Source organism: Sphingomonas sp. M6A6_1c (assembly GCF_053345135.1).
Window position 1 is genome coordinate 92715 of the sequence record NZ_JBKEZO010000001.1, and the last position, 18848, is coordinate 111562.

Annotated in this window: 21 protein-coding genes; 10 read left to right on the forward strand and 11 right to left on the reverse strand. The window is 68.5% G+C overall.

The annotated features are described in order from the left end of the window. Positions 1–115: 115 nt before the first annotated feature. The 4 genes from ACLBWH_RS00415 to ACLBWH_RS00430 form a co-directional block, all read right to left on the reverse strand. Entirely contained in the window at positions 116–616 is a 501-nt protein-coding gene (locus ACLBWH_RS00415; RefSeq protein ID WP_322849294.1) for a tetratricopeptide repeat protein, read from the reverse strand. A 31-nt stretch (positions 617–647) separates the two neighbouring features. After that, positions 648–1820, reverse strand: coding sequence for an RsmB/NOP family class I SAM-dependent RNA methyltransferase (locus tag ACLBWH_RS00420; RefSeq protein ID WP_447795951.1), 1173 nt, complete (start codon positions 1818–1820; stop codon positions 648–650). Further along, the gene (gene guaB / locus ACLBWH_RS00425) at positions 1821–3278 is read right to left on the reverse strand and encodes an IMP dehydrogenase (protein WP_322849292.1); all 1458 of its coding nucleotides are present in this window, start codon (positions 3276–3278) and stop codon (positions 1821–1823) included. It lies immediately after the preceding gene. 62 nt (positions 3279–3340) lie between these two features. Then, complete coding sequence (locus tag ACLBWH_RS00430) at positions 3341–4078, reverse strand: hypothetical protein (RefSeq protein ID WP_447795953.1); 738 nt, start codon at positions 4076–4078, stop codon at positions 3341–3343. Between the two features lie 74 nt (positions 4079–4152). Here ACLBWH_RS00430 and ACLBWH_RS00435 point away from each other — a divergent pair, with 74 nt between their 5' ends. From ACLBWH_RS00435 to ACLBWH_RS00445, 3 genes are read left to right on the forward strand one after another with little or no spacing between them, the layout of a single operon-like run. Next, positions 4153–5130, forward strand: a complete 978-nt coding sequence (locus ACLBWH_RS00435) for an SPFH domain-containing protein (protein WP_447795955.1) — start codon at positions 4153–4155, stop codon at positions 5128–5130. After that, on the forward strand, positions 5127–5579 hold the full coding sequence (locus ACLBWH_RS00440) for an NfeD family protein (RefSeq protein WP_322849289.1): 453 nt from the start codon (positions 5127–5129) through the stop codon (positions 5577–5579). Before ACLBWH_RS00435 ends, ACLBWH_RS00440 begins: the two co-directional genes overlap by 4 nt. A gap of 59 nt (positions 5580–5638) precedes the next feature. Then, positions 5639–6079, forward strand: a complete 441-nt coding sequence (locus ACLBWH_RS00445; RefSeq protein ID WP_322849288.1) for an acyl-CoA thioesterase — start codon at positions 5639–5641, stop codon at positions 6077–6079. 145 nt (positions 6080–6224) lie between these two features. Here the strand turns inward: ACLBWH_RS00445 and ACLBWH_RS00450 are convergent, their stop codons facing one another. The 3 genes from ACLBWH_RS00450 to ACLBWH_RS00460 all read right to left on the reverse strand — a co-directional run bounded on the left by ACLBWH_RS00450 (position 6225) and on the right by ACLBWH_RS00460 (position 9783). Beyond that, a complete protein-coding gene (locus tag ACLBWH_RS00450) occupies positions 6225–6869 on the reverse strand; it encodes a class I SAM-dependent methyltransferase (protein ID WP_447795958.1) in 645 nt (214 codons plus the stop codon). After that, the gene (locus ACLBWH_RS00455) at positions 6862–8082 is read right to left on the reverse strand and encodes a DUF3419 family protein (protein ID WP_447795960.1); all 1221 of its coding nucleotides are present in this window, start codon (positions 8080–8082) and stop codon (positions 6862–6864) included. The genes ACLBWH_RS00450 and ACLBWH_RS00455 overlap by 8 nt, the downstream gene beginning before the upstream one ends. Positions 8083–8169: 87 nt before the next feature. Beyond that, positions 8170–9783 (reverse strand): phosphoenolpyruvate carboxykinase, encoded by a 1614-nt coding sequence (locus ACLBWH_RS00460; protein WP_447795962.1) that lies wholly within the window; start codon positions 9781–9783, stop codon positions 8170–8172. A gap of 274 nt (positions 9784–10057) precedes the next feature. On the opposite strand from ACLBWH_RS00460, the gene ACLBWH_RS00465 reads away from it, so the two are divergent. From ACLBWH_RS00465 to ACLBWH_RS00495, 7 genes are read left to right on the forward strand one after another with little or no spacing between them, the layout of a single operon-like run. Then, the gene (locus ACLBWH_RS00465; protein WP_322849284.1) at positions 10058–10765 is read left to right on the forward strand and encodes a response regulator transcription factor; all 708 of its coding nucleotides are present in this window, start codon (positions 10058–10060) and stop codon (positions 10763–10765) included. Continuing rightward, the gene (locus ACLBWH_RS00470; RefSeq protein WP_447795964.1) at positions 10734–12305 is read left to right on the forward strand and encodes a stimulus-sensing domain-containing protein; all 1572 of its coding nucleotides are present in this window, start codon (positions 10734–10736) and stop codon (positions 12303–12305) included. The genes ACLBWH_RS00465 and ACLBWH_RS00470 overlap by 32 nt, the downstream gene beginning before the upstream one ends. Continuing rightward, the gene (locus tag ACLBWH_RS00475; RefSeq protein ID WP_447795966.1) at positions 12302–12730 is read left to right on the forward strand and encodes an HPr kinase/phosphorylase; all 429 of its coding nucleotides are present in this window, start codon (positions 12302–12304) and stop codon (positions 12728–12730) included. The genes ACLBWH_RS00470 and ACLBWH_RS00475 overlap by 4 nt, the downstream gene beginning before the upstream one ends. 10 nt (positions 12731–12740) lie before the next feature. Further along, positions 12741–13649 carry an RNase adapter RapZ gene (gene rapZ / locus ACLBWH_RS00480; protein ID WP_447795968.1) on the forward strand — a complete coding sequence of 303 codons (909 nt, stop codon included), beginning with the start codon at positions 12741–12743 and terminating at the stop codon, positions 13647–13649. A 14-nt stretch (positions 13650–13663) separates the two neighbouring features. Further along, positions 13664–14071, forward strand: a complete 408-nt coding sequence (locus ACLBWH_RS00485; RefSeq protein WP_038659276.1) for a PTS sugar transporter subunit IIA — start codon at positions 13664–13666, stop codon at positions 14069–14071. Continuing rightward, positions 14068–14343: an HPr family phosphocarrier protein gene (locus tag ACLBWH_RS00490; protein ID WP_322849280.1), complete on the forward strand. Its 276-nt coding sequence runs from the start codon at positions 14068–14070 to the stop codon at positions 14341–14343. The genes ACLBWH_RS00485 and ACLBWH_RS00490 overlap by 4 nt, the downstream gene beginning before the upstream one ends. A 38-nt stretch (positions 14344–14381) precedes the next feature. Continuing rightward, on the forward strand, positions 14382–15179 hold the full coding sequence (locus tag ACLBWH_RS00495) for a TrmH family RNA methyltransferase (RefSeq protein ID WP_447795971.1): 798 nt from the start codon (positions 14382–14384) through the stop codon (positions 15177–15179). A gap of 357 nt (positions 15180–15536) precedes the next feature. On the opposite strand, the gene ACLBWH_RS00500 is transcribed toward ACLBWH_RS00495, so the two are convergent. From ACLBWH_RS00500 to recR, 4 genes are all read right to left on the reverse strand, one after another. After that, positions 15537–15767, reverse strand: a complete 231-nt coding sequence (locus tag ACLBWH_RS00500; RefSeq protein WP_447795973.1) for a hypothetical protein — start codon at positions 15765–15767, stop codon at positions 15537–15539. A gap of 11 nt (positions 15768–15778) precedes the next feature. Further along, positions 15779–17230: a DNA recombination protein RmuC gene (locus ACLBWH_RS00505; protein WP_447795975.1), complete on the reverse strand. Its 1452-nt coding sequence runs from the start codon at positions 17228–17230 to the stop codon at positions 15779–15781. A gap of 281 nt (positions 17231–17511) precedes the next feature. Continuing rightward, positions 17512–18030, reverse strand: a complete 519-nt coding sequence (def, locus tag ACLBWH_RS00510; RefSeq protein ID WP_447795976.1) for a peptide deformylase — start codon at positions 18028–18030, stop codon at positions 17512–17514. A 183-nt stretch (positions 18031–18213) separates the two neighbouring features. After that, positions 18214–18807, reverse strand: a complete 594-nt coding sequence (gene recR / locus ACLBWH_RS00515; RefSeq protein ID WP_322849276.1) for a recombination mediator RecR — start codon at positions 18805–18807, stop codon at positions 18214–18216. Between the last annotated feature and the right edge of the window lie 41 nt (positions 18808–18848).

Sequence of the window (18848 nt, forward strand, 5' to 3'; positions counted from 1 at the left end):
GTGGCACCGCAGAGCGGTGACGGAGGGGGGGCTTCCCCAGACGTTGCGCGGCGTTGCGAGCCCCCTCCACACGCCGCTGTGCGGCGCGGTCCCCCTCCCCTTGCCGGGGAGGAGTTTATTCCTTGGGTGCGGTCGGCTTGGTCTCGGTCTGCGCGGTGGTCACCGGCGGGCCCTTGGCGATCACCGCGGCGAGCTGGTTCGCCTCCGGGCAGCCCGCCTTGCAGAGCGTGCGGATCTTGGCGAGGTTGGTCTTGGCGATCGCCACCGCGCCCTTGGCGACCAGCGCCTCGCCCTGGCCGCGCAACGCGGCGACGTCATTGGGTTCGAGCGTCAGCGCCTCGCGGTAGAGGCGGATCGCCTTGCCGGGCAGGCCGCGGGTTTCGGCCACCTCGGCGAGCGTGACGAACGCCTGACGGTTGCGCGGATCGACCGCCACCGCGGTTTCGAGCAGGTCGGTCGCGCCGTCGAGGTTGCCGGCCGCCTTGGCGGCGCGGCCCTGCGCGAGCAACTGCAGCGAGCGCGCGTCGATCTGGTCGTCGGGTCGCTGGCCGCTGAGCGAGGTCGAGACACAGACGAGGGTCAGCGCAGCGGCAAGAGCGACGGACGTAACGCGCATGAAGGTCTCCACTGGGGGCACGGCCGATGAGTTAGCAGGGGCGGATCAGCCGCGCGACAAAAAAGCCGTCGGTGTCGTCGCTTGCCGGATCGAGCCGGCGCCCCTGTCCGCGCAGGCTGCCGGCGGGCAGATCGAGCGGCGCGGGCGTCCAGCCGGGATGATCGGCGAGGAAGGCATCGACCTGATCCGCGCCCTCCGCATCGAGCAGCGAACAGGTGATATAGACCAGGGCACCGCCCGGCCGGACCAGCGGCGCGCCGACGGTAAGGACGTGGCGCTGCTGCGCGGCAAAGCCGGCGAGCCGGTCGGGGGTGAGCCGCCAGCGTGCCTCGGGATTGCGCCGCCATGTACCGGTGCCGGAGCAGGGCGCGTCGATCAGCACGCAGTCGGCGGCGTCCTGCCAGTCGGCGAGCGCCTCGGCTTCGCGCCTGGGGTCGAGCAGCCGGGTCTCGACGATGGTCACCGCCGCCTTCGCGGCGCGCGGCATGAGGCGCGACAGGCGGCCGCGGTCGATATCGGCGGCGAGGATCTGACCCTGATTGCGCATCGCCGCGGCGAGCGCGAGCGTCTTGCCGCCGCCGCCGGCGCAGAGATCGACGATCCGCTGGCCGGGCTGCGCCTGCGCGGCGAGGCTGACGATCTGGCTGCCGGCGTCCTGCACCTCTGCCTGGCCGGCGAGCGTGTCGATATTGGTGCCCGCGGGCAGCCGCAGCGCGTCGGGCAGACCGGGGATCGACGTGCCGTCGAGCTGGTCGGCAAGCGCGGCGGGGTCGGCGAGCAGCCGGTTGACGCGCACGTCGAGCGGCGCACGCCCGATCAGCGCCGCCTGTTGCTCCGGCGCGACCCCGGATGCGGCGAGCGCCTCGGCAAGCCACGCAGGCATTACGCCGGCGGGGGCGGCGTCCTCGCCTGCCCCGATCGGTGCCGGGCCGTGTGTCGAGCCGTCGAAGGTGGCGGCGATCGCGGCGTCGTCGGCGGCGATCGCGAGCAGCGCGGCGCGGCCCGAGGCGGGCACCTCGCCGGCGCGGCGGATCGCGGCATAGACCAGCTCGCGCACCGCGCGGCGATCCTTCGATCCGGCGTAGCGGCGCGTCGCGAAATAGCGCGCGATCAGCGTGTCGGCGGCGGCGCCACCGCCGCGCGCGGCGGCGATGACCTCGTCGAGCAGCTCGATCGCGGCCTGGGTGCGAGCGGCGGGGGTCACTTAGCGGGTCGGGTAATTGGGCGCTTCCCGCGTGATGGTGACGTCATGGACGTGGCTTTCCTTGAGACCCGCGCCGGTGATCTGGACGAATTGCGCGCGCTTTTGCAGGTCGGGGATCGTCGCCGAGCCGGTATAGCCCATCGCTGCCTTGATACCGCCGACGAGCTGGTGGATGACGTCGCGCGCCGGCCCCTTATAGGCGACTTGCCCCTCGATCCCCTCGGGCACCAGCTTCATCTGGTCCTTGATGTCGCCTTGGAAATAGCGATCGGCCGAGCCGCGTCCCATCGCGCCGACCGAGCCCATGCCGCGATAGCTCTTGTAGGCGCGGCCCTGATACAGGAACGTCTCGCCCGGTGCCTCCTCGGTGCCGGCGAGCAGCGAGCCGACCATGCAAGTCGAGGCCCCCGCCGCGAGCGCCTTGGCGAGATCGCCAGAGGTGCGCAGGCCGCCGTCGGCGATCACCGGCACGCCGTGCCTGGCGGCGGCTTCGGCGCAATCCATCACCGCGGTGAGCTGCGGCACGCCGACGCCGGCGACGACCCGCGTGGTGCAGATCGAGCCCGGGCCGATGCCGACCTTGATGCCGTCGGCGCCGGCGTCGATCAGCGCGCGCGTCGCCTCTGCGGTCGCCACGTTGCCGGCGACGACCTGTACCGAATTGGAGAGCTTCTTCACCCGCTCGACGGCGCGGGCGACGTCGCGATTGTGGCCGTGCGCGGTGTCGATGACGATCAGGTCGCATTCGGCGTCGACCAGCGCCTCGGTCCGCTCGAACCCCTTGTCGCCGACGGTGGTCGCCGAGGCGACGCGCAGGCGGCCGGAGGCGTCCTTGGTCGCGGTGGGATAGGTCACCGCCTTCTCGATGTCCTTGACCGTGATGAGGCCGACGCAGCGATAGGCCTCGTCCACCACCAGCAGTTTCTCGATCCGGCGCTGGTGGAGCAGCACGCGCGCCTCCTCCTGCCCGACGTCGGTCGAGACGGTGGCGAGATTGTCGTGCGTCATCAGCTCGGCGACGGGCTGTTTGGGATCGCCGGCGAAGCGGACGTCGCGGTTGGTGAGGATGCCGACGAGCTTGCCGTCGCGCTCGACCACGGGGATGCCGCTGATCTTGTGATGCGCCATCAGCGCCTGCGCCTCGCCGAGCGTCGCGGTCGGCGCGATCGTGATCGGGTTGACCACCATGCCCGATTCGAACCGCTTGACCTGCCGCACCGCGGCGACCTGTTCCTCGACCGAGAGATTGCGGTGGAGCACGCCGATGCCGCCCAATTGCGCCATGACGATCGCCATGTCCGCCTCGGTCACCGTATCCATCGCCGAGGAGAGGATCGGAATGTTGAGCGCGATGCCGCGGGTGAGCTGCGTACGCGTATCGGCGGTGCTCGGCAGGATGTCCGACTCGCCGGGTACGAGCAGTACGTCGTCGAAGGTGAGGCCGAGCCGGATGTCCAAGGTGCCGTTTCCTCGCGGGAGGGATAAGTGGCGGGCCATGTAACCGCAGCGCAGCATCTGCGCTAGAGGGCGGCGAGATGTGCCGCGACGTATTCCGTCACGACACCCACCAGCGAACCGCCGAAGCGCGGGTTGAGTTCGAGGATGCGCAGGCGCCCCTCCTCCCATTTGTAGTTGAAGCAGCAGGTGCCCTCGTAGCCGAGCGCCGCGAGGATCGCGGTGCAGGTGGCGAGCGCCGGGCCGGGATCGGCAGGCGTGATGCTCGCCGGGCGATCGACCGCGCCGCGGACGCCGAGCGGCTGGCCCATGTCGTAGCGATAGGCGACCTGGAAACAAATCGTTCCGCCGATGCGGAGCAGGTGGAGGACGTATTCGTCGGCACCGGCGACCGCGCGCTGGCGGAAGACGTCGGGATGATCGCTGCCGTCGTCCTCGCCGGGGCCGCGGATCATCGCGCAGCCGAGGCCGAAATCGCCGCGCCGCGTCTTGCGGATATAGGGATAATCGGTCGGGCGGGTGCCGAGCAGCGCGGGGACGGTATCGCCGAAGCCGTGATCGATCAGCCAGAGATTGAGCGCCAGCTTGTCGTCGCACAGCGCGACGAGTTCGTCGGTCGGCAGCACGGCGCGTCCGCCGCGTGCGGGCGCGATCTGTTCGATGCGCAGCGGCACGACGAGATCGAAGCGCGAGAGGTCGACCGCATCGAAGGGTGCGAAGCTCGCTTCGTACCGGTGATGATCGATATGGCGCGCGATCGCTGGCATCTGTGTGGAATGGTTGCCGAAAAGAATGCGCTGCATGGTGACCTTTGTCGGACGTCGGGCTGTGCTAGGATCAGGTACCGGCGCGGAGACTCGCGCCGGCAGGAGGGCTCATGGGTATCACGATCGCCGCATTCGCACTGCTCCTGGTGCTGTTCTACCTGTTCACCAGCATCAAGATCGTCCGCCAGGGCTATCAATATACGATCGAGCATTTCGGCCGCTACACCGCGACCGCAAGCCCCGGCTTCAACTTCTACCCCGCCTTCTTCTACCGGGTGGGGCGCAAGGTGAACATGATGGAGCAGGTGATCGAGATTCCCGGGCAGGAGATCATCACCAAGGACAATGCGATCGTCTCGACCGACGGCGTGGTGTTCTTCCAGGTCCTCGACGCGCCGAAAGCGGCCTATGAGGTGTCGGACCTGTATGTCGCGCTGCTCCAGCTCACGACCACCAATCTGCGGACGGTGATGGGGTCGATGGACCTCGACGAGACGCTGTCGAAGCGCGACGAGATCAACGCGCGGCTGCTGTCGGTGGTCGATCATGCGACGGTGCCGTGGGGCGTCAAGATTACCCGCGTCGAGATCAAGGACATCCGCCCGCCCGCCGATATCGTCACCGCGATGGGCCGGCAGATGAAGGCAGAGCGCGAAAAGCGCGCCAATATCCTTGAAGCCGAGGGCACGCGGGCATCGGAAATCCTGCGTGCCGAGGGGCAGAAGCAGGCGCGCATCCTCGAATCGGAAGGGCGCAAGGAATCCGCCTTCCGCGACTCGGAGGCGCGCGAACGTGCCGCGGAGGCCGAGGCGAAGGCGACCCTGGTGGTGTCCGAGGCGATCGAGCGCGGCGGGACGCAGGCGATCAACTATTTCATCGCGCAGAAATATGTCGAGGCGATCGGCAAGTTCGCGACCAGCCCCAACGCCAAGACGATCCTGTTCCCGGTCGAGGCGACGCAGCTGATCGGGACGCTGGGCGGGATCGGCGAGCTCGCCAAGGATGCGCTGGGCAAGGCCCCTGCCCCGACCACCGGCACGGCCAAGCCCGAGGCGAAGCGCGGGCCGTTCGAACTGCCGCCGGCGTGACGCTCGACACGATCGGCGGAGCGGCCGGCGCGTGGCTGATCGCGGCGCTGTTGCTCGGGATCGCCGAACTGGTGATCCCCGGCGTCTTCGCGGTGTTCATCGCGATCGCCGCGGCGGTGGTCGGCGTCGCGGTGCTGGTATTGCCCGGATTGCCGGTGGCGGCGCAGATCGCTGCCTTCGCCCTGTGGAGCATCGTCACCGTCCTGATCGGCAAGCGCTGGTATGTGGATTTCCCGGTGCCGAGCAGCGATCCGCAGCTCAACGATCGGGTCGCGCGGCTGATCGGCACCACCGCGGTGGTGCAGGTGGCGATCGGTCCCGACGGCGGCCGCGTGACGGTCGGCGATGGATCGTGGCCAGCGCGCGGGGTGGTTGCGGAAGCCGGCGCGCGGGTGCGGATCGTCGCGATCCGCGACGGCATCGCGATCGTCGAACCGGCTGGCGCTTAATTCGCAGCAAACCACGGTTGCCGGGTGTAAGCGGCACGACGATCTGCTATATGGAACGGGTGACACAGAGCATCCCCCACAGCTTTCCGATCGGCATTGATCCCGCCGACATCGATTTCATGGGGCACGTCAACAACGCGAGCTATCTGAAGTGGGTGCAGGACGCCGTGGTCAGCCATTGGCAGAAGCTCGCGCCGGCCGAGGCGGTCACCGCGCACCTCTGGGTCGCGCTGAAACATGAGATCACCTATCGCAAGCCGACCTTCCTCGGCGACGACGTGATCGCGACGGTGCTGCTCGAAAAGGTACAGGGCGCGCGCGCCTTCTACGAGACGGTGATCCGGCGCGGCGAAGAGGTGCTTGCCGAGGTCAAATCGAGCTGGTGCTGCCTGGATGCGGAGACGCTGCGGCCGGCACGGCTGGCGCGCGATATAGTCGAGCAGTTCTTCCAGCGGGGCGATGGCCCGTTGCCGGCGACGGGGTTGGTCGAGCGCGGCTGACCCGGCCTGGCGGATTGGCCGATGAGGATTAGCGACGCTGCGCTTCCGTACGACCTATAGAAAGCGGTCGGCGGCTTCTGCACTTGGTGGTTTCAGAACGAGGCCGGGCCAAAAAGCCGGGCCGTTCCACTGCTCTTCACGAAGCTTAGGCGACCCACGCGATCTGCGAATAATCCCGCCAGAGCTTCTGCGTCTCGGACTTGCGGCCATGGCTCGCCGCTATCCGCGACAGCTCCGCCGCCAGATCCGCGCGCGGCGTGACGTCGAAATGCGCGAGCCACGCCAGGAACGGCTTGCGCCAGATCGCCGGCCAGCCCGATTGCGTGCCGAAGTCGACCACCGCCAGCCGCCCGGTATCGCGCGTCACCGCCAGCCCCTGCCCCAGCGCCTCCCGCCATGGCGGGATCATCGACAGCGTGTAGCTGAACATCACGCGATCGAACCGCGCGACCCCAAACAGCACCTGCGCGTCGAAACCTCCGGCATCGCCCTGCGCCAGCGTGATCCGATCCGACAAGCCGGCGGCGGCGACGTTGGCGCGGGCGGTGGTGAGCATCGCTGCGGAAATGTCGATGCCGTACAGCCGGGCACCGGGCCAGGCGCGGGCGGCGCGGACCAGATTGCGTCCCGTCCCGCACCCGATCTCCAGCAACGTGCCGCCCGCGTGAAGGTCGAGCCCGTCGATCAGGCGGTCCCGTCCGAACAGATAATATTTGCGCGTGAGATCATAGATATGCCGCTGCCCACCGTAGATGCGGTCCATGCGGGTGGCGTGGTCCCCCTCAACCATCGGCGAGCACGTAGAGATGGACGCCGCCATAGATCGCCGACCGGTCCCGCGTTGTGAAATGGCGTGACGCCTCCGCCTGGTAGCGCCATCGTGCGACGATCGGATCGGGGACACGGCCGGGGATGATGTCGGCCTCGCCTGCGGTGCGGAACAGGATGCGCGCACCGGGACGCGCGGTGCGGGTGATCTGCGCCCAGAGATCGCCGAGCTGCTCGTCGGTCATCCAGTCCTGCGCGTCGAGCAGGATATAGCGGTCGCGCGACGCGGCAGGCAGGCCGGCGAGATGCTCGGTCATATTGGCGTGGCGGAGATCGACGCGGCCGACGCGCGCGACGATCGCGTCATAATGATCCGCCTGCAGATAGGGTGGCAATGGCGCGGTCGGCCCCTCGCCGTAGCGGCGGCCGAACGCCTGCCACGCGAAATAATTGTCGCGCAAGTCGAAGCCGCAGGCGAGCTTTTCGAGCCGCTGGCGCAACACCACCGCCATCCGGCCATCGCCGGCGAGCGCCTCGAACTGCGCGGGCGGGATGCCGAGGCCGAACAACGAGGCGGGCTGGTCGGTCAGCCATTTGACGAAGCCGCGATCGAACACCGGCGCGAAATCGCGTTCGAAGATCGCGCGCTGTTCCTCGATCGTCTCGGCTTCGAGCAGCAGGCGCGGATCGACGCCATTGAGCCTGGCGAGCAGATGCGCCGCACCGATGAAGCGGCCGAGCAGCCCGCGCTTGTGGACGCCGCTGGCGAAACCGGCGATGCGGCGGCGGCCGGTGAGGTCGCGTCCCTCCCAGTAACGGCGGGTCGGCTCGTCGATATGCGGGCGGATATGACGCTGATAGGCGGCGAGATTGTCGCGGCTGGCGGCATTGCCAAAGAAGCGGTGGAAGCTGGCGTGATCGGGCAGATGGCGCGCCGCGGCGAGCTTGAGCGTGCCGAGCGCGATATGCGCGGTGTTGAGGTCGACCGCGTCGATCGCTTTGGGATTAGCCGTCAGATAGGACAGCATGTTGCAGCCGCCCGAGGCGATGGTGACGACATGGCTGTCGGGCGTGATCGCCAGCGCCGCCATGTCGACCACCGGGTCTTCCCATATCTGCGCATAGACGAGGCCGCGGAACGCCCAGGTGAAGGCGCGTTCGAGCAGGCCCTGTTTGGAAAGCTGGCCGTGCCGCTGCATCGCGGCCGCGACGGCCTTTTGCGTCTCACCGGTCATTCATCCGCCCCTCATGGTCATGGGAGCGGCCCATGCGCCGCCATTGTGACGGCGCATGGTCGTTCGTGCGATGCTATCGTGACAGCATCACGCCGCTTCGGTCACCTGTGGTGCCGACTGGCGGACGCCGGCATCGACGTGATCGTCGAATTGCGCGAAATTCTCGACGAAGAGATCGACGAGTTTCGCGGCGGTGGCGTCATAGGCGGCGGTATCCGCCCAGGTGCTGCGCGGGTCGAGGATCGCACCGTCGACGCCCGGCACCGCGATCGGCACCTGGAAGCCGAAATTGGGATCGGTGCGGAATTCGCCGTGCTTGAGGCTGCCATCGAGCGCGGCGTTGAGCAAGGCGCGGGTCGCCTTGATCGGCATGCGGTGGCCGACGCCATATTTGCCGCCGGTCCAGCCGGTGTTGACCAGCCAGCAATCCACCCCGCCCTCGGCGATCCGCTCCTTGAGCAGATTGCCGTAGACCGAGGGGTGACGCGGCATGAACGGCGCGCCGAAACAGGTCGAGAAGGTGGCGTCGGGTTCGGTGACGCCGATTTCGGTGCCGGCGACGCGCGCGGTATAGCCGGACAGGAAATGGTACATCGCCTGATCGGGGGTCAGCTTGGCGATCGGCGGCAGCACGCCATAAGCGTCCGCGGTCAGCATCACGATGTTTCTGGGCACCCCGCCCATATTGTCGGCTGAGGCATTGGGGATGAAGTCGATCGGATAGGCGCCGCGGCTATTCTCGGCGAGGCTGTTGTCGTCGAGATCGAGCTGGCGGGTGACCGGGTCCATCACGACATTCTCGAGCACCGTGCCGAAGCGCTTGGTGGTCGCGAAAATCTCCGGTTCGGCATCGGGCGACAGGCGGATCATCTTGGCGTAGCAGCCGCCCTCGAAATTGAAGACCGCCGTATCCGACCAGCCATGCTCGTCGTCGCCGATCAGCGTACGGCTGGCATCCGCGCTGAGCGTCGTCTTGCCGGTGCCGGACAGGCCGAAGAACACCGCGGTCGAGCCGTCCGCGCCCATATTGGCCGAGCAATGCATCGGCATCACGCCGCTCTTGGGAAGCAGATAGTTGAGCAGGCCGAACACCGACTTCTTCATCTCGCCGGCATAGCGGGTGCCGCCGATCAGGATCAGCTTCTCGGTGAAATTGACCGCGATCACGGTCTCGCTGCGCGTGCCGTGGCGCGCGGGATCGGCGCGGAAGCTCGGCAGGTCGATGATCGTATATTCGGGGACGAAGCCCTGCAGCTCACGCTCCTGCGGGCGGACCAGCATCGTGCGAATGAACAGATTGTGCCATGCGAGCTCGTTGACGACGCGCACGCGCACCCGGTTCTCGGGCTGCGAACCGCCGTAGAGATCCTGGACGAACAGATGCTCCTTGTCGCGCAGCGCGGCGAGGAAATCGGCCTTGAGCGCGGCGAAATGCGCCGGGTCCATGCCCTTGTTGGACTTGCCCCACCAGACGCTGTCCTCGGTCTCGGCGTCGCGGACGATGAATTTGTCCTGCGCCGAGCGGCCGGTGTGCGCACCGGTTTCGACCACCAGCGGCCCGTCGGCGCTGAGCTTGCCCTCGCCGCGGGCGACCGCGGCCTCGACCAGCCGTGCGGTGACGAGGTTCCAGTGGAGATCGGCTCTCGTCTCGATATGTTGGCTCGCGAGACCTGCGTGCGGAATGCGCTCGTTCACGTACATCCTCCCAATGCGTTCGGCCCGGCGCGCGCATCCTGGGGAGGGTCTGCACGCACGCCGGTGATCGGAATGGCATAAGGGCACCCGGACGTAGCGTCAAACCGCAGCGCGACGGATGGTGGGTCGTTACGGGACGGGATGCCGCTGGTTTCACTCGGCATTGCCGTGGATCGCATGGCGGCGGTTCGCGACGTGGCCCCTCCTGCCGCTTCACCCCGGTTGAGCCTAGCGCCGCTTTGCCCTACCGCATGCCGATGATGCCGAGGGTTCCCCACGCATGACGGCGACGATCGCGCTGGTCGACGACGACCGCAACATCCTGACCTCGGTCTCGATCGCCTTGCAGACCGAGGGGTTCCTGACCCGCGTCTATTCGGACGGCGAGACCGCGCTCAAGGCATTGACCGACAATCCGCCCGATCTCGCCATCTTCGATATCAAGATGCCGCGGATGGACGGGCTGGAACTGCTGCGCCGGCTGCGCGAGAAGAGCCAGATCCCGGTCATTTTCCTGACCAGCAAGGACGACGAGCTCGACGAGGCGCTCGGGCTGGCGATGGGTGCGGACGATTATATCGCCAAGCCGTTCAGCCAGCGGCTGCTGATCGCGCGCATCCGCGCGATCCTGCGCCGGACCGACCTCGCCACCGCGCCCACCGAGGACAATGAGGCGGCGGGCGCCGGGCCGCTGGTGCGCGGGCGGCTGTCGATGGACCCGGCGCGGCACCGCACCACCTGGGGCGGCGAGCCGGTGACGCTGACCGTCACCGAATTCCTGATCCTCGAAACGCTCGCGCAGCGGCCGGGGATCGTCAAGACGCGCAACCAGTTGATGGATGCCGCCTATCAGGACGACATCTACGTCGACGACCGTACCATCGACAGCCATATCAAGCGCCTGCGCCGCAAGTTCCGCGGCGTCGATCCCACCTTCGACGCGATCGAGACCCTGTATGGCGCCGGATACCGATTCTCCGAGGAGTGAGCCGCGGCCGGAGGGCGGCGATCTCGCGCTGCGCTGGTCGGGGCAGATCTCGCTCACCCGGCGGATCCTCGCGGTCAACATCATCGCACTGCTGCTGCTCGCCGGCGGCTTCTTCTATCTCGATTCGTATCGCAGCCGGATCGTCGACAGCCGCGTCGCGCAGGCGGGGCGCGAGGCGCGGCTGATCGGCGAGGCGCTGGCGATGGTCGCCCCCGACCAGCGCGACGACCTGCTGCGGCGGCTGGCGCGCGATACCGGTGCGCGGCTGCGCGTGTTCGATGCGGCGGGGCGGACGATGGCCGACAGCCGGGCGCTCGGCTCGCGCAACGCGGTGCTGCTCGATCCCGACAAACAGGCGTGGGATCAGGTGGTGGCGCGGTGGCTCGATGCGGGAATCGACATCATCGTCGGCGCGGCGCGTCCGCCGCTCTATCGCGAGCGGAGCGACGGGCGGCAATGGCCCGACGTGCGGCAAGCGCGTGCGGGCGAGAGTTCGGCGAGCGTCTGGCGTGCGCCCGACCGGACGCCGGTGATCACCGCCGCGGCGCCCCTGCCGAGCGGCGGCGTGGTGATGACGACGATCAACGCGCGCGACATCACCCAGACGGTGCGGATCGAGCGCTTCCGCTTGAGCCTCGTGCTGCTGCTGGTCACGATCGTGTCGGTGGCACTGTCGCTGTTCCTCGCGCGGACGATCGTGCGGCCGCTGCGCCGGCTGGCCCGCGCGGCTATCCGCGTGCGACTGGGGCGCGCGCGCGAAGTGGTGGTGCCCCGCCTGCCCTCGCGCCGCGACGAGATCGGCAGCCTCGCGCGGGCGCTGTCCGACATGAGCCTCGCGCTGCGCGCGCGGATCGATGCGACCGAGGCGTTCGCGGCGGACGTCACCCATGAGATGAAGAACCCGCTCGCCTCGCTGCGCTCGGCAGTGGAGGGGCTCGACGCGGTCAGGGACCCGGAGTTGCGCGAGCGGCTGCTGTCGATCGTCCGCGACGACGTGCACCGGCTCGACCGGCTGATCACCGACATTTCCGAGGCGTCGCGCCTCGACGCGCAGCTCAGCCGCGCGAAGTTCGAGGCGATCGACATCGCGGCGATGATCCGCGCGCTCGTCGACCAGCGGCTCGCCCGCGAGGTCGAGCGGGGCGTGCGGCTCCGCTTCGATCATGCCGGCACGGCGCTGGTGACGCTCGGCGAGGGCGCGCGGCTCGAACGCGTGTTCGACAACCTCATCGACAATGCCCTGTCCTTCTCGCCCGATGGTGCGCTGATCGCGATCGCGGTGGCACGCGAAGGCGACGATCTCGTCGTCCGCGTCGAGGATGAGGGGCCGGGCGTGCCCGAAGAGGCGCGCGAGGCGATCTTCCGCCGCTTCCAGTCGATCCGGCCCGAGGCGGAGGCGTTCGGGCAGCATTCCGGCCTCGGCCTCGCCATCGCCAGGACGATCGTCGAGGCGCATCAGGGCAGCATCGCGGTCGAATCGCGCGAGGACCGGCTGGGCGGTGCGCGCTTCGTCGTCCGCCTGCCGCTCGCCGAGCGATGAGCGAAACCGAACGCCGCCATGCGACCTGCGTCGCGATCGGCGGGCACGCGGTGCTGCTCGAAGGACCGCCGGGCGCCGGCAAGTCCGACCTCGCGCTGCGGCTGATCGATCGCGGCGCGATGCTGGTCAGCGACGACCAGACGTTGCTGGTCGGGGACGGCGCGATCGTGCTGGCGCGCGCGCCGGCGACGATCCGCGGCCGGATCGAGCTGCGCGGCGTGGGGATCGTGACGATGGCCGCGGTCGATGACGTACCGGTGGCGCTGATCGTGCGGCTCGACGGCACGCCGCTTCGCATGCCAGAGCGCCACTGGCGCCGGCTGGCGGGAATCGCGGTGCGTGAGATCGCGCTCGATGCCTTCCAAGCCGCGACGCCGCTGAAGATCGAATGGGCGCTGCGCCAGCCCGAGGCGACACCGGAATGAGGTTCGTGCCATGACCAAGGACATATTGCTCGTCACCGGCCTGTCCGGCGCGGGCAAGTCGACCGTGCTCAAGACGCTGGAGGATCTCGGCTGGGAGGTGGTCGACAATCTGCCGCTGGTGCTGCTCGATCGATTGCTCGACGCGCCGCTCGCCGCCGGGACGGCGGACGACAGCCAGCCGCTGGCGATCGGCATCGGCGCGCGCACCCGCGATTTCGACCCGGCGCGGATCGTCGAGCGCATCCGCTCGCTGCGCGACGACCATGGCCTCGACATCGGCATGCTGTTCCTCGACTGTTCGGGCGCCGAGCTGGAGCGGCGCTATTCGGAGACGCGGCGGCGGCACCCGCTCGCCCCCGACCGGCCGGCGGGCGACGGCATCGCGCGCGAGCGCGAGATGCTGCGGCCGTTGCGCGATTGGGCGAACCGGCTGATCGACACCACCGACCTCTCCGCCAATGCATTGGCGCAGCAGGTGCGCACCACCTTCGCCGGGCACGGCCGCGACGAGCCGGTGCTGTCGATCCAGTCGTTCGGCTTCGCCCGCGGCCTGCCGCGCAACGCCGATCTCGTGTTCGACATGCGCTTTCTGCGCAACCCGCATTGGGACCCGGCGCTGCGGCCGGGGACCGGGCTCGACGCCGACGTCGCCGCTTATGTCGCCGCCGACCCCGCCTATCCGCAGGCGATGGAGCAGATTGGCAGCCTGCTCGAACTCCTCATCCCGCGCTACCGCGCCGAGGGGAAATCCTATGTCAGCGTCGCGATCGGTTGTACCGGAGGGAGACACAGATCGGTCCATGTCGCCGAGTATCTCGCTGACCGGTTGCGCAAAGCGGGTTTTTCGCCCACCATTACGCATCGCGACCTCGGGGCCGCACCGCAGGACTCGCTCGAGGGGCCGCCGGCCAGCAAATGAGTAACGTATCTGAGATGATTGGCCTCGTTCTGGTGACGCACGGGCGGCTCGCCGAAGAATTCGTGACCGCGATGATCCATGTCGTCGGTCCACAGGATCGCATCGCGACGATCTCGATCGGTCCCGACGACGATATGGAGGAGCGGCGCGCCGATATCGCCACCGCGATCGGTGCGGTCGATTCGGGCCGCGGCGTGATCGTGCTGACCGACCTGTTCGGCGGCACGCCGTCCAACCTCGCCATTTCGCTGATGGAGCGCGGCCGGGTCGAGGTGATCGCGGGGATGAACTTGCCGATGCTGATCCGGCTCGGCTCGGCGCGCAAATCGATGAAGGTCGTCGAGGCGGTCGCCGCGGCGCGGGAGGCCGGGCGTAAATATATCTCGGTCGCCTCCGAAGTGCTCGGCGAGGCGGCGGCGTGAGCGCGGAGGTCACGCGCACCGTCCTCATCACCAACAAGCGTGGGTTGCACGCGCGGGCGAGCGCCAAGTTCGTCACGCTCGCCTCGACCCAGCCGGTCGAGGTCAAGGTCAGCAAGGACGATGGCGCGGTGACGGGCACGTCGATCATGGGGCTGATGATGCTGGGCGCCGCCAAGGGCGATTCGATCACGATCAGCGCGAGCGGCGACGGCGCCGAGGCGGCGGTCGGAGCGCTCTGCGAGCTGGTCGAGGCCAAGTTCGGCGAAGATTGAGCTTGCGCTGACCGGCCGCTGTGCCGGAGGGGGAACCTATGCCCCGTGAGATCACCGCCTTTTCCAACCCGCTCGTCAAATACGCCCGCGAACTGCGCGACAAGCGCCATCGCCGCGGCGCGCGCCAGTTCATGGCCGAGGGGTTGCGCATCCTCACCGAGGCGCGCGAGACCGGGCGACTGCCGCGCATCCTGTTCTACGCGGCGGGCAATGCCGACCACCCGCTGGTCCATGCGCTGTCGATCGACGTCGAGATGGCGGGCGGCGAGTCGATCCAGACGACGCCCGACATCCTGTCCAAGCTGTCGGGCAAGGACAATCCGCAGGCGGTGGTCGGCGTGTTCGACGAATTCGACCGGACGCTGGCCGATCTCGATCGGACCACGTCGAAGATCTGGCTGGTCGCCGAGCGGCTGCGCGATCCCGGCAATCTCGGCACGATCCTGCGCACCGCCGATGCGGTCGGCGCGGGCGCGCTGATCCTGATCGGCGAATGCGTCGATCCCTTCTCGGTCGAGGCGGTGCGCGCCAGCATGGGCGCGCTGTTCACAATTCCCGTGGTGCGCAGCGAATGGGAGCCGTTCCTCGGCTGGCTACGCGAGGGGCCGGGGCAACTCGTCGGGCTGAGCCTCGATACCGACCATGATTATCGCGCGGCGCGCTACGCGACCCCGACCTTCCTGCTGACCGGCAACGAGGCGCAGGGGATGCCGGCGGACTATGCCGCGGCGTGCGACCTGCTGGTCAAGATCCCGATGCTGGGCAAGGCGGACAGTCTCAACGCCGCGGTGGCGACGGCGGTGATGGCCTATGAGGTGTTGGCGCAGCACGGCTAGGGGCGGCATCGAAGTCAGTCCTCCCCCGCCAGGGGGAGGTGGCATGCCGAAGGCATGACGGAGGGGGAGGACACGCAACCGAAGTGATCGCTTTCCTCCCCCTCCGTCACGGCTTCGCCGCGCCACCTCCCCCTGGCGGGGGAGGACTTTTTATCTGGATGCCTGTCCTCGCTACTGGTCCTGCCGCCGCCTCGCGCATGATGCAACATGGACAAGTTGGACACCTTAATCGAAACGATCGAGCCCTATCGTTTCGATTTCTGAACCGATGAGAAAGAGCCAGACGGGTAGCACGAACGCTGCCTGTAGGACAGCGGTGCCGGTTTCGGCCGCAGCGTCAACGCCTTGCCGACCGGCCTAGCCACCGACCATGCCGCTGACCCGGATGACGCCGCCGCGGTCGATAATGCGGCCGGAGACCATGCCGCTGATCCGTGCGCGGGCGCCCGCCTCGACATAGACGTCACCGGCGACCATGCCGCTGATCCTGACGTCGCAGCCAGAGCGGACGATCACGTCGCCGGCGACCATACCCGACACGCGCCCGTCGCGATCCATGATGACGTCGCCATCGTACATGCCCTTCATCGCCCGCTCCTCTATTCCGCCGCGTCCGGCAGGCGCAGCGCTTCCTCGCCGTAGCGCGCCAGGGCCTCGACGGGTTCCGCGACGCCGATCTCGCGCGCGCCGGGTTCGATGTTGAGGTCGCGGAACTTGCGCGCCGATACCAGGGCGCGGCTTTCGAAGCTCGAAACGAAATTGTTGTAATTGTTGACCGCGGTGGTCAGGCCGCCGCCGACCTTGCGGAGGTCCTCGCCGGCCTTGGCGAGCCGGTCGTAGAGTTCCTTGCCGAGCGCGCCGATCGCGCGGGCTTCGGTCGCCAGTTTCTCCTGCCGCCAGACCGCCGCCACGGTGCGCGCGATCGCGATCAGGTTGGTCGGCGTGGCGAGCAGGACCTTCTTGTCGAAGGCATAATCCCACAGGCCGGCATCGTGCTCCAGCGCGGCGGAGAGGAAATGCTCACCGGGTACGAACATCACGACATATTCCGGCGTGTCGTCGAACTGCGACCAATAAGCCTTGGCGGAGAGGCCGTTGATATGCGCGCGCATCGAGGCGGCGTGGGCGGTGAGGCCGATATGGCGCTCGCTCTCGTCGACCGCGCCGAACGCGTCCTGATAGGCGTTGAGCGACACCTTGGCGTCGATGATCAGCGACTTGCCGCCGGGAACGCGGACGATCGCGTCGGGGCGCAGGCGACCGCCCTCGCCGTCGGCGACGCTGACCTCCATCGCGAAGTCGGTATGCTCGGCGAGGCCGCAGGTTTCGAGCACGTTGCGAAGCTGCTGCTCGCCCCAGCGGCCGCGCGCCTTGGGCGCGTTGCGCAGCGCGTTGACCAATTTGGCCGCCTCGCCGGAGACGCGCTCCTGGCCGAGCCGCATCTGCTCGATCTGGCCCTTGAGATCGCCGAAGGCGTCACGGCGCTCGGCCTCGACCTTGGCGACGCCCTCCTCGTAGCGGAGCAAGCGGTCGTTGACCGGCTGGAGCAGTGACTTGAGATTGGTGCCGGCGAGTTCCTCCGACTGGCGGAAGCGCGCCTCGGCACGATCAAGGAACGCTTTTTGCGCGTCGGTCAGCGCCTTGTTGGCGAGGTCGTTGAACTGCGCCGCCATCTGCTCCTTGGCGTCGCGCATGTCGATCAGGCGCGCCTCGAACGCCTCGACCTGCGCGCCGGTGGTGGCGAGCGTGGTGCGGGCGGCGTCGCGATCGGCGCGGATTGCGGAGAGTTCGTCGCGCAGCGCATCGAGCGTGGCGGCGCGGTCCTCCGCCTGCGCACGGAGCGCGGCGAGGTCGCGCATCGCCTCGTTGCGTTCGCGCTCGACCGCGTCGCGGGCGCGGGCGGCGATCTCGGCGTCGGCGGCCTTGCTCTGCGCGACGGCGAGATCGGCGGTGAGGCTGCCGGCCCTGCGGCTGGCGAGCAGCCAGCCGACGAGCAGCCCCGCCGCGAGGGCAAGGATGGCGATGATGACGATCGTCAGGTCCACGGTCATTCCCTTTGGCGGCCGGCGGACGTCATTGCGAACATCGCCGGCGGTCTTTTCGTGACGGGGAACATAGATCGAACGTCGGAGGGAGGACAGTCCCTAATTGCGGGATATGGGCGCTCGACGCTGCCCGCCTCAGTCTCCCCCTGTCACGGGCGGGGCCGTCACACAGGACCGTTCATGTAAGCACTTCGCGTTCCAAGCACTGTGCAGTGTCGCGGAGGTTTCGAACGGGTCCGGGGTGACGGATGTGGAGGAAGCGGAGCGAGCCGCCCCGCGCCTGTGCGTCAGCGGCGCATCTTCGTCAGTTTCTTCATGACCATGTCGCGCTTGAGGCGGCTGATATGGTCGATGAAGAGGATGCCGTTGAGATGATCGATCTCGTGCTGCATGCAGGTCGAGAGCAGGCCGGTCAGCTCTTCCTCATGGGCTTCGCCCTGTTCGTCGAGCCAGCGGACGCGGCAGCTCGCCGGGCGGGCGACGTCGGCATATTGTTCGGGGATCGACAGGCAGCCTTCGTTGTAGCTGCTCGTCTCTTCGCTGACCGACAGGATCTCGGGGTTGATATAGGCGTGCGGCGCCCTGATCGGCTTGTCTTCCTCGTCCTTCTCGTCCTGCAGGTCGATGACGAGGATGCGGCTGTCGACGCCGACCTGGATCGCGGCGAGGCCGATGCCGTTGGCGTCGTACATCGTGTCGATCATGTCCTGCACGAAGGCGCGCGTTTCGTCGGTGACCTGCTCGACGGGCTTGGAGATCAGGCGCAGGCGCGGATCGGGGACTTCGACGATGGGGAGGACTGCCATGCCCGGTCAGCTAGGTGGCGAGGAGTTTGGCGTCAAGTTCGAGCATAGTCCTCCCCGGCACGGGGAGGGGGACCATGCGTTGGCATGGTGGAGGGGGCTCTCCCCGGACGGGGGCGCGTGTGGAAGCCCCCCTCCACCACGCATCTGCGATGCGCGGTCCCCCTCCCCGTGCCGGGGAGGAATTTACACCGGACGCCGCGCGCGCAGCGCCTGCGCGAGCGTGCCTTCGTCGAGATAATCCAGTTCGCCGCCGACCGGCAGGCCGTGGGCGAGCTGGGTCACGCGCACCGGGAAGCGTTCGATGCGGTCGGCGAGGTAATGCGCCGTGGTCTGGCCCTCCAGCGTCGCGTTCATCGCGAGGACGACCTCGTCGATGCCGCCCGCCTCGATCCGGGTGACCAGGGTCTCGATCGCGAGATCCTCGGGGCGGATGCCTTCGAGCGCGGACAGTCGGCCGCCGAGGACGTGGAAGCGGCCGGGGAACAGCCGCGAGCGTTCGAGCGCCCACAGGTCCGCCACTTCCTCCACCACGCAGAGCGATCGTTGGTCGCGGCGCGGGTCGGCGCAGATCGCGCAGGGGTTGGCGGTGTCGACGTTGCCGCAGGTCGCGCAGGTCTCGAGCCGTTCGTCGACCGCCTCCAGCGCGGCGCGCAAGGGGCCGAGCGCCGCCTCGCGCTTCTTGAGCAGATGGAGCACGGCGCGGCGTGCCGACCGTGGCCCAAGGCCGGGGAGGCGCGCGAGCGCCTGGGTCAGGGCTTCGATTTCGGGAGAGGCCATGACGGAACAGATAGGGGGTTGCGCCGTCGCCCGCCAGCGCG

Coding starts and splice junctions, on each gene's coding strand:
- ACLBWH_RS00415 (WP_322849294.1), bottom strand. CDS start 616: ATGCGCGTTACGTCCGTCGCTCTTGCCGCTGCGCTGACCCTCGTCTGT.
- ACLBWH_RS00430 (WP_447795953.1), bottom strand. CDS start 4,078: ATGCAGCGCATTCTTTTCGGCAACCATTCCACACAGATGCCAGCGATC.
- ACLBWH_RS00435 (WP_447795955.1), top strand. CDS start 4,153: ATGGGTATCACGATCGCCGCATTCGCACTGCTCCTGGTGCTGTTCTAC.
- ACLBWH_RS00450 (WP_447795958.1), bottom strand. CDS start 6,869: ATGGTTGAGGGGGACCACGCCACCCGCATGGACCGCATCTACGGTGGG.
- ACLBWH_RS00455 (WP_447795960.1), bottom strand. CDS start 8,082: ATGACCGGTGAGACGCAAAAGGCCGTCGCGGCCGCGATGCAGCGGCAC.
- ACLBWH_RS00460 (WP_447795962.1), bottom strand. CDS start 9,783: ATGTACGTGAACGAGCGCATTCCGCACGCAGGTCTCGCGAGCCAACAT.
- ACLBWH_RS00465 (WP_322849284.1), top strand. CDS start 10,058: ATGACGGCGACGATCGCGCTGGTCGACGACGACCGCAACATCCTGACC.
- ACLBWH_RS00470 (WP_447795964.1), top strand. CDS start 10,734: ATGGCGCCGGATACCGATTCTCCGAGGAGTGAGCCGCGGCCGGAGGGC.
- ACLBWH_RS00475 (WP_447795966.1), top strand. CDS start 12,302: ATGAGCGAAACCGAACGCCGCCATGCGACCTGCGTCGCGATCGGCGGG.
- rapZ (WP_447795968.1), top strand. CDS start 12,741: ATGACCAAGGACATATTGCTCGTCACCGGCCTGTCCGGCGCGGGCAAG.
- ACLBWH_RS00485 (WP_038659276.1), top strand. CDS start 13,664: ATGATTGGCCTCGTTCTGGTGACGCACGGGCGGCTCGCCGAAGAATTC.
- ACLBWH_RS00495 (WP_447795971.1), top strand. CDS start 14,382: ATGCCCCGTGAGATCACCGCCTTTTCCAACCCGCTCGTCAAATACGCC.
- ACLBWH_RS00500 (WP_447795973.1), bottom strand. CDS start 15,767: ATGAAGGGCATGTACGATGGCGACGTCATCATGGATCGCGACGGGCGC.
- ACLBWH_RS00505 (WP_447795975.1), bottom strand. CDS start 17,230: ATGACCGTGGACCTGACGATCGTCATCATCGCCATCCTTGCCCTCGCG.
- def (WP_447795976.1), bottom strand. CDS start 18,030: ATGGCAGTCCTCCCCATCGTCGAAGTCCCCGATCCGCGCCTGCGCCTG.
- recR (WP_322849276.1), bottom strand. CDS start 18,807: ATGGCCTCTCCCGAAATCGAAGCCCTGACCCAGGCGCTCGCGCGCCTC.